A 10,799-nucleotide genomic window follows, 5' to 3' on the forward strand; every position below is an offset into this window, starting at 1 on the left:
ATCTACCGCAACTGGAACGACGCCGATGACGTCGTCCGTGCAGCACTGCTGCGCCGTGTGACCACCATCCTGAGCGCCTTCCCCGCGACTGCGGCCACCAGGCCCGCCCTCGTCGACGATGTGCTGCGCTTCATCGGCCTGTTCCGGAGCGACGCCCTGTATGCGAGGCTGCTGGCTGACGAGCCGGAAGCGTTCACGCGATACACGCTGCAGCGCGTGGGTTCGAGCCAGCGCATGATCCTCGGGTGGCTGTCCGCAGCGATCGGAACCGCACAGCTCGACGGATCGGTGCGCGACGGTGCACCGCAGGAGATGGCCGTCATGCTGCTGCTCATCGCGCAGTCCGCGGTGCTCTCCCACGGGACCGTCTCCGATCTGATCTCGGAGGCGGCATGGGAGCGCGAACTGCGGGCCGCGCTGGACGGACTGCTGCGCCCATGATCAGGGAGCCATCCGCGCTCAATGTCGCGCGACGGAGGACGGAGCTCACGCTCGCAGCCGAGGAGCGGGTCGACGTGCTCGTGATCGGCGGCGGCATCACGGGCGTGGGAGTCGCACTCGATGCTGCCTCTCGCGGACTCACCGTGACGCTGATCGAAGCCGAGGATCTGGCTTTCGGCACCAGCAGATTCAGCTCGAAGCTCGTGCACGGCGGCCTGCGCTACCTCGCCACCGGAGACTTCGCGACCGCGCGGGAGAGCGCGCACGAACGCCATCTCCTGATGACCTCGATCGCCCCTCACCTCATCCACCCCCTCGGACAGCTCCTGCCGTTCTCGCAGACTGTCACACTCCGGCAGCGTGTCGCAGGCACCGTGGGCATGGGGCTGGGCGATGTGCTGCGGATGCGCGCACACACCCCGCGCCGGGTCCTCCCCGCCCCTGCCGTGGTCTCCGCGCGCACGGCCATGCGGTTGATGCCAGCCCTCGACCAGCGGGGCCTCCGCGGAGGGATGCTGGCCTATGACGGTCAGCTCGTCGATGATGCGCGCCTCGTCACGACGGTGGCCCGCACCGCAGCGGCCCTCGGCGCCCGCATCCTCACCAGGGTCCGTGCCCTCTCCCTGCGCGCAGATGGGGCCTCGGTCGAGGAGGCGACGACGGGCGAGCGTTTCGAGATCCGTGCACGTGCGGTCGTCAACGCGACGGGAGTGTGGGCGGGAGCACTCGATCCGTCGATCACGGTGCGACCGAGTCGAGGGACCCACATCGTGCTCGACGCCGCCGACCTCGGCGCTCCGTCGACGGCACTGACGATCCCTCACGAAGGGTCGATCAGCCGATACGTCTTCGCTCTGCCACAGGCACACGGACGACTGATCGTCGGACTCACCGACGAAGACTCACCCGGCGCGGTCCCGCGGGTCGCTCAGCCGACGGAGACCGAGATCGAGTTCCTCCTCCACAGCCTCAACCGCGTTCTCGCCACCGCGGTCCGACGCGATCAGGTTCGTGGCGCCTTCGCCGGCCTGCGGCCGCTTGTCGACAGTGGAACCGACTCGACAGCCGACATCTCCCGTCGGCACCTGGTGGCGGCATCGGAGTCGGGCTTCATCTCGGTGCTCGGCGGGAAGCTGACGACCTATCGACGTATGGCCGAGGATGCCGTCGATCTCGCCGTCACGACGCGGAGTCTGCCGTCGTCGCGACAGAGTCGCACCGCGTCGTTGCGGCTCGCGGATCGTGACGTCCCCTCATCGGACGAGCTGCTGGACGAGGCGACGGCCCTGACCGCGGCAGAGGTCGAGTACGCCGTCCGCGTGGAGGGGGCGATGACGGTCGACGATGTCCTCGACCGGCGCACGCGCATCGGACTCGTCGACGCGGATAGAGCCCGCTGTCGTCCAGTGGTCGAGTCCGTCGTGGCCCGCGCGGTCTCCGCGCTTCTCTGAGACCGGATCACGGCGCGGCCGGAGCCATCGCGTATCCGCCGCGCAGCCGGGCAGGGAACGTGCGGGGAACACCGCATGAAATCACGGCGAGCAGGTCGCCCGACGACACATCGGCACTCGGCGAACCTGCACAGTGGTGACATGGACATGCTCTTCACGATGCTGGGCGGCAAGGGGATGTCGGGCCTGCTGAAGACCGGAACGGCCATCCTCACCACTCTCCTGGTGCTCCCCGCTCTCCTCAAGCTCTTCATCGTCACCGTCGACGAGGGCTGGGCGGCCATCCGAACCCGCAACGGCAAACCCATCATCCGCAACCGCCCTCAACGGCGTCCGTCCCAGCGCGGTGGCGCGGTGGGCGAAGTCGTCGTGCTGGACCCGGGCTCACACGGGGCGTTCCCCCTGTTCTACTGGTACAAACTCGTCGACGTGCGGTGCCGCGCAACGGATCTGCCTGCGCGGGAGCTGAGCGGTGCGAGCGGTCATCAGCATCGCGTGCACGCCTCGTTCGAGTGGCGTCCCCTACCGACGGGGCACGATCTGCGCGTCTTCGAGTTGGATGTGGTGAACGTGAAGGAACGCGCCTCGAACATCGTCGGCGCGGCGCTGCGAGATGTGGTCCGCAGCCTCGAAGGAGCCGAGCTGCCGCACAACGACGAGATCAACACTCGGGTCATCGCGGCCAGTGCCGACGAGGTTCGCCGCGCCTGCGGCGTCGAGCTGGTGCGCGTGATGGTCACCGGCGACGCGCTCACCGACGGCTACCTGCTGTCGACCGCACTCCGAGAGGTGGATCGCGGAGCCCAGGCCGTCGCGGCACTGCATGCCCTGAACTGATCTCCCCCGGCACCACCGCCGGTGCGGGCACTCTGCTGGAGCGGGAAAACCCTGGGACGGGTCTCAATGCCTCTCGTGCAGGGAAAGGTCGATCGTCCCGGTCTCGCCCGCGTGACGCGCCTTGGGGATGCGGGTCCCGAGCACCTGCGAAACGATGTCCTGCGCGATCTTGGGCGCGGTGAGCCCCGCATCGGCGAGGATCTGATCGCGGGAGGCGTGATCGATGAACTCGTCGGGAAGACCCAGCTCGTCCACCGCCGTGTCGATCCCCGCCTCTCGAAGAACCTGCCGGACACGGGTGCCGATTCCTCCCACGCGGATCCCGTCTTCGATGGTGATCACGAGGCGATGGTGAGCCGAGAGCTCCACGATCGACGGCTGCACAGGGATGGCCCATCGCGGATCGATGACGGTGGCGCCGATGCCCTGCGCGCGAAGCCGGTCGGCGACATCGAGCGCCAGTTCCGCGAAGGGGCCGATGGCGACGATGAGCACGTCCTCCGTCTCGCCGCGGGCGAGTACATCGACACCGTCGCTGAGCCGCTCGATGGCCGGGAGGTCGGCGGCGACCTCGCCCTTGGGGAAGCGGATGACCGTCGGTGCGTCCTCGACGTCGACCGCCTCTCGGAGGGCTTCGGTCAGTCGGGCGCCGTCGCGGGGCGCGGCGATGCGGATGTGCGGGACGATCTGCAGCATGGCGAGGTCCCACATGCCGTGATGGCTCGGCCCGTCGGGGCCGGTCACACCGGCGCGATCGAGGACGAAGGTGACTCCGGCGCGGTGCAGCGCCACGTCCATCAGCACCTGGTCGAAGGCACGCCCCATGAAGGTGGCGTACAGGGCGACGACGGGGTGCAGTCCCCCGTAGGCCAGTCCCGCGGCGGAGGCCACGGCATGCTGCTCGGCGATTCCCACGTCGTAGACGCGGTCGGGGAAGCGCTCGGCGAACGGCGCGAGGCCCGTCGGTCGCAGCATCGCAGCGGTCATGGCGATCACATCGTTGCGCTGCTCACCCACGGAGACCAGAGCGTCGGAGAAGACGTCGGTCCACCCACGACCGCCCGACGACAGGGTCTCCCCGGTCGTCGGATCGATCTTGCCGACGGCGTGGAACTGGTCGGCCTCGTCGTCGCGGGCCGGCTGATAGCCGCGGCCCTTCTCGGTGATCGTGTGCACGATGACGGGGGCACCGTACGACTTCGCCAGCTCCAGCGTCTCGAGCAGCGCGGGGAGGTCATGCCCGTCGACGGGGCCGAGGTACTTGATGTCGAGGTTCGAGTACAGCGCCTCGTTGTTCGTGAACCGCGAGAGGAACCCGTGGGTACCGCCGCGGACACCGCGGAACACGGCACGGCCGACGGGACCGAAAGCACGGAAGAGGCGGTCGGAGCGCTGATGCAGGTCTTTGTAGGCCGCTGCCGTACGCACCCGGTTGAGGTAGCGCGACATGCCGCCGATCGTCGGCGCGTAGGAACGTCCGTTGTCGTTGACGACGATGACCAGGTTGCGGTCATTGTCATCGGAGATGTTGTTCAACGCCTCCCAGGTCATTCCACCGGTCAGCGCGCCGTCGCCGACCACCGCGACCACATGCCGGTCGGCGCGGCCGGTCGCCGTGAGCGCCCGGGAGATACCGTCGGCCCAGCTGAGCGAGCTGGAGGCGTGCGACGACTCCACCACGTCATGGGCGCTCTCCCCGCGCTGCGGGTACCCCGCGAGTCCGCCGCGCACGCGCAGGCCGGAGAAGTCCTGGCGGCCCGTGAGCAGCTTGTGCACGTAGGACTGATGCCCGGTGTCGAAGATGAAGGGGTCGTCCGGAGACGAGAACACGCGATGCAGGGCGATCGTCAGCTCGACGACGCCGAGGTTGGGGCCCAGATGGCCACCGGTACGGGACACGTTCTCGACCAGGAACTCGCGGATCTCCGCGGCGAGTTCCGCCAGCTGCTCGGTCGAGAGGGCATCCAGATCGCGGGGTCCAGAGATGCTCGGAAGAATGGGCATCTGCGCCTCCTCACAGGCTTCGTCAAAGACGCCCGACACGGGTGCGGGCGTCGTCCTGATCCTACCGCCCCGGGCCGGGAAAGCTCCGAGGATGGAGGCCCCCTTGACACGACGGAGGGGCCCGTGTCCGAAGACACGAGCCCCTCCGTTACGCGATCGACCAGCGTGCGATCAGACGAGCGAACGCAGCACGTACTGCAGGATGCCGCCGTTGCGGTAGTAGTCAGCCTCACCGGGGGTGTCGATGCGCACGACCGCGTCGAACTCGACCGGCTGCTTGCCCTCGGGCGAGTGCTCGCTCGGGGTGGCCGTGACCTTCACCGTCTTCGGCGTGACGCCGTTGTTGAGCTCTTCCAGGCCGGAGATCGAGACGATCTCGGTCCCGTCGAGGCCCAGCGACTCCCAGCTCTCGCCGGCGGGGAACTGCAGCGGCACGACTCCCATGCCGATCAGGTTCGACCGGTGGATGCGCTCGAAGCTCTCCGTGATGACGGCCTTGACGCCGAGCAGGCTCGTGCCCTTGGCCGCCCAGTCACGCGACGAACCGGAACCGTACTCCTTGCCGCCGAAGATGACGAGCGGCGTGCCCTGCGCCTGGTAGTTCATGCTCGCGTCGTAGATGTACGACTGCGGGCCGCCCGGCTGCGTGAAGTCGCGGGTGTAGCCACCCTCGACGACCTGCCCGTCGTTCACGGCGGAGACCATGAGGTTCTTGAGACGGATGTTCGCGAACGTTCCGCGGATCATCACCTCGTGGTTTCCGCGGCGCGAGCCGAAGGAGTTGAAATCCTTGCGGTCGACGCCGTGCTCCGTCAGGTACTGGGCCGCGGGCGTCCCCGGCTTGATGTTTCCGGCCGGCGAGATGTGGTCGGTGGTCACCGAGTCGCCGAGCGTCGCCATCACGCGAGCACCTTCGATGTCCTTCACCGGAGTGAGCTCCATCGTCATGCCGTCGAAGTACGGCGCCTTGCGAACGTAGGTCGAGTTCTCGTCCCACTGGAACGTGTCGTCATCCGGCGTCGGCAGGTTGCGCCAGCGCTCGTCGCCGTCGAACACCGTGGCGTACTGCTTGATGAACTGGTCGCGCGAGATCGACGAGTCGACGATCTCCTGCACCTCGTCTGGCGTCGGCCAGATGTCCTTCAGGAAGACGTCTTCGCCGTCGCTGCCCTTGCCGAGGGCGTCGTTGTCGAAGTCGAAGTGCATCGACCCCGCCAGCGCGTAGGCGATGACCAGCGGCGGGCTGGCGAGGTAGTTCATCTTCACGTCGGGGCTGATGCGACCCTCGAAGTTGCGGTTGCCCGAGAGGACGGCCGTGACGGCGAGGTCGTGCGAGTTGATGGCCTCGGAGACCTCTTCGATCAGCGGTCCGGAGTTTCCGATGCAGATGGTGCAGCCGTAGCCGACCGTGTAGAAGCCGAGACCCTCGAGGTCCTTGTCGAGACCGGACTTCTCGTAGTAGTCGGTGACGACCTTGGAGCCGGGGCCGAGCGTGGTCTTGACCCACGGCTTCTGCTTGAGCCCCTTCTCGAGCGCCTTGCGTGCGACGAGACCGGCGGCGATCATGACCGACGGGTTCGACGTGTTGGTGCACGACGTGATGGCAGCCAGCGTGACGGCGCCGTTGTCGAGGATGTACTTCTCCCCGTCGGGTGTGGTCACGGGGACGGGCTTCGAGGCGTTGGCCGGCGCGCCGCTGTTGATGTGCACCGGACGCGTGGTGGGCTCCTCCTCGCCGGGAACCGAACCGGGGTCAGATGCCGGGAAGGAGTGCTTCGACTCGAGGTCGACGACCGAGTCCGAGGTCGATGCGGTCGCGTACGCCAGGATGTCCTGCTCGAACTTCGACTTCGCCTCCGAGAGGAGGATGCGGTCCTGCGGGCGCTTCGGGCCGGCGATCGACGGCACGACGGTGCCGAGGTCGAGCTCGAGGTACTCGCTGAAGGTGGGCTCGTGCGATGCGTCGTGCCAGAGCTTCTGCTCCTTGGCGTAGGCCTCGACGAGTGCGACGGCCTCGTCGCTGCGGCCGGTCAGGCGCAGGTAGTCGAGGGTGACGTCGTCGATCGGGAAGATCGCCGCCGTGGAACCGAACTCCGGTGACATGTTGCCGATGGTGGCGCGGTTGGCCAGCGGCACGGATGCCACGCCCTCGCCGTAGAACTCGACGAACTTGCCGACGACGCCGTGCTTGCGCAGCAGGTCGGTGATCGTGAGCACGACATCGGTCGCCGTGACACCGGCGGGGATCTCACCGGAGAGCTTGAAGCCGACCACGCGAGGGATGAGCATCGACACGGGCTGACCGAGCATGGCAGCCTCGGCCTCGATGCCACCGACGCCCCAGCCGAGCACGCCCAGACCGTTGACCATCGTGGTGTGCGAGTCGGTGCCGACGCAGGTGTCGGGGTAGGCGCGGAGCACGCCGTCGACGTCGCGGTCGTAGATGACCTTCGCGAGGTGCTCGATGTTCACCTGGTGCACGATGCCGGTCCCGGGCGGGACGACCTTGAAGTCGCTGAAGGCGGTCTGGCCCCAGCGCAGGAACTGGTAGCGCTCACCGTTGCGCTCGTACTCGATCTCGACGTTGCGCTCGAGTGCGTTCTCGGAGCCGAACAGGTCGGCGATGACCGAGTGGTCGATGACCATCTCGGCCGGCGAGAGCGGATTGATCTTGTTGGCGTCGCCGCCCAGAGCCGTCACGGCCTCGCGCATGGTGGCGAGGTCGACGATGCACGGGACACCGGTGAAGTCCTGCATGACCACGCGCGCCGGCGTGAACTGGATCTCGGTGTTGGGCTCAGCCGCTGCGTCCCAGGACCCCAGCGCCTCGATCTGCGCCTTCGTCACATTCGCGCCGTCCTCGGTGCGGAGCAGGTTCTCCAGGAGGACCTTGAGACTGAAGGGGAGTTTCTCGAAACCGGGCACCGTGTCGATGCGGAAGATCTCATAGTCGGTGCTGCCGACTGTCAGGGTGCTCTTGGCACCGAAGCTGTTCACCGTGGACACGAATCCGTCTCCTTCTATTCGGATGGGAGCGACAGGCGCCTCCATCTTGCTCGCCAGTGAGCCCCTGCGGCTAGCAAGGGGGACCTAACCAGTCTGCTCCGGGAAGCGCACCGGCGAAAGCCTGCGATTTATCTTGATGTCAAGATAAATCTATCACGCCTCGGGGGCATCCTCGCGCGCAGGCTCGCGGGGGTGGAGCGCCCGTACGACCAACCAGGTCACGGCGATGAGCGGTGCGAACAACGGCAACCCCATGATGAGCTTGAGCGTCCCGAGTGCCGTGACGTCGCCGGCGAGATACAGGGGCAGCTGGACGGCGAGGCGCGCGAAGAACAGCGAGGCCCAGGCGATCCCGAGCCAGAAGTACGCACGTCGCTTGCGGCGGTCGGTGCGCCAGGTGGTGCCCTCCCCCATCAGGAATCCGACCGCGAGGCCGATCAGCGACCATCCGATCAGTGCGGAGATCAGGATGACCGATCCGTAGACCGCGTTCGTGATGAGTCCTGGCACGAAGTTGTCCGCGCCGCGTCCGGTCCACAGCGCGAGCGCCGCGGCGGCCATAGCCGCGACGAGACCGCCCAGCGCGGCGGAGGGCGGCGACTTCTGCACCAGTCGGACGAGGGTGAACACCGCTGCCAGGCCGACGGACACCCCCAACGACAGGATCAGCGGCTCCGGGCGGATGGTGAAGAGGATGACGAAAGCGAGGCTCGGCAGCACGGACTCGAGGATGCCGCGCCATCCCCCCATCGCCGTCCAGACCACCTTGTGGGTGCTGGAGCCCTCAGCGGGATCGAGACCGGCACGACGCGCGGCACCGCCGAGCGCCGCCCCGAGGATCTCGGAGGTGCTCTTCTCGCGTTCGGCGTCGGGCTCGGGAGCGCTCACGCGGAACCCGGAGTCGCCGGCATCTTGAGCGGGATCAGGTCGCGCGGGGGCATCGGCGAGCCGCCGCGGACGACGACGATCGAGCGGAAGAGGTCCTCGACCTTCTCGGCGGCTTCGGGGTCAGACGCTCCTGCGCCACCGATCACACCGCGCAGGAACCAGCGCGGGCCGTCGATGCCGATGAAGCGCGCGAGACGCAGCCCTGATCCCTCCGCCGCCGTGGCAGGAACCTCGGCGAGGAGCTCCTTGCCCAGTGGGCCTTCGCGCTCCTCGACGCGACCGCCCTGAGCTTTGACCTGGTCGCGGAGCTGCACTCGGGTCTCGTCCCACAGTCCGCCGGAGCGCGGCGCCGCGAACGGCTGCACCTGCAGCGAGGAGTCGGCGTAGTCCAGGCCGACCGCGACGATGCGCTTCGACTGCTCCTCGACTTCGAGGCGCAGATTCAGACCTTCGCGCGGCAGGATCTTGATGCCGCCGAGATCGATGTACGGACGGACCGGGTTGGCCTCGGAGTCATCGAAGGGCCCGTCGGTGGCACGGTTCAACGGTGCCGACTTCGAAGGGGTCTCGTTGTTGTCAGTCATTGGCTCGTCCTGCTTCGCTCTGGTGGGTCGCTGCCTGGTATCCGGTGGAGCCGAATCCACCGGCACCACGGACGCTGTCCGGCAGCACGTCGACCGGGATGAACGTGGCGCGCGTGACCGGCATGATGATCAGCTGCGCGATACGATCGCCGACCGCCACATCGTACGCGCTCTTGGTATCCGTGTTGATCAGACTCACCTTGATCTCGCCGCGATAGCCGGCGTCCACCGTTCCGGGAGAGTTCACGATCGAGATGCCGTGCTTCGCCGCCAGGCCGCTGCGCGGTACGACGAATGCCGCATACCCGTCGGGTAGGGCGATGCTCACCCCCGTCGGCACGAGAGCGCGCTCCCCCGGCTCCAGGTGCACCGCCTCGGCGGCGACGAGATCGGCTCCGGCGTCTCCCGGATGCGCATACCCGGGCAGCACTGCAGCGATAATGGGGACATCAACGGAATCGGTCACCCCATGAGGCTAATGCAGAACCCCGTCACAGACTCACGTCCCCGCTACCGCGAGAGGCTCTCGCCGAGCCTCTGGCTGCTCGTGACCGTCGCGGTCGCCGGCCCCATGGTCTCGCTCGTCTTCGTGCCGATCGGCTCGACCGTCGCGCTCGTCGTCGGTGCGGCAGTATCGGCCCTGCTCGTGTTCGGTGTCATCGCCGCCACACCGGTCGTCTCGGTCGTCGGCTCCACCCTGCATGCAGGTCGCGCGCACATCGACACGAAGCACCTCGGAGCACCCACTGCACTGACGGGCGAGGAAGCCCGTCATGCCCGCGGCCCCGGTCTCCCGGCGCGCGGGTGGCACCTGATCCGCGGCGGCATCGACGGCATCGTCGTCGTGCCGAACCTCGACCAGGACGACCCCGTGGACGCATGGACGATCTCGACGCGGACGCCCGACCGGCTCGTCGCCGCGATCCGCGCTTCCCAGACCTGACGCGCTCACCCAACGACAGCGCGCCCCTGACCGAGACGGTCGGGGGCGCGTGATACGTCGCTCGAAGGACTGCTTACGCAGCGCACTCCTTGCAGATGGGCCCGGATGCGCCCTCGTGGTCGAGCTGCGAGCGGTGCTTCACGAGGAAGCAGCTCATGCATGTGAACTCGTCCTGCTGCGCGGGCAGCACGACGACATCGAGCTCGAGATCGGAGAGGTCGGCACCCGGGAGGTCGAAGCTCGACGGGTTGTCGGAGTCTTCGTCCCCGCTTGAGCCGGAGTTCTTGTCCGGCACACGCTCCTTGAGGGCTTCGATCGACTCGGAGTCGTCTTCGCTCTTTCGGGGGGCGTCGTAATCGGTTGCCATGCGGTAGATCTCCACTTTCATGGTGCGAGTGGGTGGTGCGCCGTCGGGTATTCGGCGGCCATAGTTTGCACGACCGGACGACATAACGCAAATGCTCGTCCGTGCGACAGAGGAAACTCACGGCACGCCCACGCTATTCCCGTCCGCGACCCCTCACGCGTGACACCATGAACGGACACCCATCAGAGGGGCATTCGCATGGAAAACGTCACCATCGTCGGCACAGAAGCAGGAGTCCTCGTACTCGCGACCGAGTCGGGCGAGCGGTTCGCGCTGCC

Annotated in this window: 10 protein-coding genes; 4 read left to right on the plus strand and 6 right to left on the minus strand. The window is 67.6% G+C overall.

The features are described from left to right. The 3 genes from AX744_RS20440 to AX744_RS01050 form a co-directional block, all read left to right on the plus strand. Nucleotides 1-441, plus strand: a 441-nt coding sequence (locus AX744_RS20440; protein ID WP_061015146.1) for a hypothetical protein, incomplete at its 5' end; no start/stop codon positions are given. Continuing rightward, nucleotides 438-1,892 carry a glycerol-3-phosphate dehydrogenase/oxidase gene (locus AX744_RS01045; RefSeq protein WP_046747207.1) on the plus strand — a complete coding sequence of 485 codons (1,455 nt, stop codon included), beginning with the start codon at nucleotides 438-440 and terminating at the stop codon, nucleotides 1,890-1,892. The genes AX744_RS20440 and AX744_RS01045, both read left to right, overlap by 4 nt. Nucleotides 1,893-2,033: 141 nt before the next feature. Further along, nucleotides 2,034-2,729, plus strand: a complete 696-nt coding sequence (locus tag AX744_RS01050) for an SPFH domain-containing protein (protein WP_061015147.1) — start codon at nucleotides 2,034-2,036, stop codon at nucleotides 2,727-2,729. Between the two features lie 63 nt (nucleotides 2,730-2,792). Here AX744_RS01050 and dxs read toward each other — a convergent pair whose 3' ends face one another. From dxs to dut, 5 genes are all read right to left on the minus strand, one after another. Next, on the minus strand, nucleotides 2,793-4,733 hold the full coding sequence (gene dxs, locus AX744_RS01055; RefSeq protein WP_061015148.1) for a 1-deoxy-D-xylulose-5-phosphate synthase: 1,941 nt from the start codon (nucleotides 4,731-4,733) through the stop codon (nucleotides 2,793-2,795). Nucleotides 4,734-4,904: 171 nt separating this feature from the next. Beyond that, nucleotides 4,905-7,739: an aconitate hydratase gene (locus AX744_RS01060; protein ID WP_061015149.1), complete on the minus strand. Its 2,835-nt coding sequence runs from the start codon at nucleotides 7,737-7,739 to the stop codon at nucleotides 4,905-4,907. 153 nt (nucleotides 7,740-7,892) lie between these two features. Then, on the minus strand, nucleotides 7,893-8,627 hold the full coding sequence (locus tag AX744_RS01065) for a DUF3159 domain-containing protein (RefSeq protein ID WP_061015150.1): 735 nt from the start codon (nucleotides 8,625-8,627) through the stop codon (nucleotides 7,893-7,895). Further along, entirely contained in the window at nucleotides 8,624-9,211 is a 588-nt protein-coding gene (locus tag AX744_RS01070; protein WP_045264797.1) for a DUF3710 domain-containing protein, read from the minus strand. The genes AX744_RS01065 and AX744_RS01070 overlap by 4 nt, the downstream gene beginning before the upstream one ends. Further along, entirely contained in the window at nucleotides 9,204-9,677 is a 474-nt protein-coding gene (gene dut, locus AX744_RS01075) for a dUTP diphosphatase (protein WP_046747212.1), read from the minus strand. Before dut ends, AX744_RS01070 begins: the two co-directional genes overlap by 8 nt. A 12-nt stretch (nucleotides 9,678-9,689) precedes the next feature. Here dut and AX744_RS01080 point away from each other — a divergent pair, with 12 nt between their 5' ends. Beyond that, nucleotides 9,690-10,154, plus strand: coding sequence for a DUF3093 domain-containing protein (locus tag AX744_RS01080; RefSeq protein ID WP_046747213.1), 465 nt, complete (start codon nucleotides 9,690-9,692; stop codon nucleotides 10,152-10,154). A 73-nt stretch (nucleotides 10,155-10,227) separates the two neighbouring features. Here AX744_RS01080 and AX744_RS01085 read toward each other — a convergent pair whose 3' ends face one another. Beyond that, on the minus strand, nucleotides 10,228-10,521 hold the full coding sequence (locus AX744_RS01085) for a DUF4193 domain-containing protein (protein WP_046747247.1): 294 nt from the start codon (nucleotides 10,519-10,521) through the stop codon (nucleotides 10,228-10,230). Between the last annotated feature and the right edge of the window lie 278 nt (nucleotides 10,522-10,799).

Source organism: Microbacterium sp. CCH5-D1 (assembly GCF_001557335.1).
GTDB lineage: Bacteria > Actinomycetota > Actinomycetes > Actinomycetales > Microbacteriaceae > Microbacterium > Microbacterium oxydans.

What these genes read in the sequence shown, in the direction of transcription:
- AX744_RS01045 (WP_046747207.1), top strand. Translation starts at nt 438, where the DNA reads ATGATCAGGGAGCCATCCGCGCTCAATGTCGCGCGACGGAGGACGGAG.
- AX744_RS01050 (WP_061015147.1), top strand. Translation starts at nt 2,034, where the DNA reads ATGGACATGCTCTTCACGATGCTGGGCGGCAAGGGGATGTCGGGCCTG.
- AX744_RS01085 (WP_046747247.1), bottom strand. Translation starts at nt 10,521, where the DNA reads ATGGCAACCGATTACGACGCCCCCCGAAAGAGCGAAGACGACTCCGAG.
- AX744_RS01080 (WP_046747213.1), top strand. Translation starts at nt 9,690, where the DNA reads ATGCAGAACCCCGTCACAGACTCACGTCCCCGCTACCGCGAGAGGCTC.
- AX744_RS01070 (WP_045264797.1), bottom strand. Translation starts at nt 9,211, where the DNA reads ATGACTGACAACAACGAGACCCCTTCGAAGTCGGCACCGTTGAACCGT.
- dxs (WP_061015148.1), bottom strand. Translation starts at nt 4,733, where the DNA reads ATGCCCATTCTTCCGAGCATCTCTGGACCCCGCGATCTGGATGCCCTC.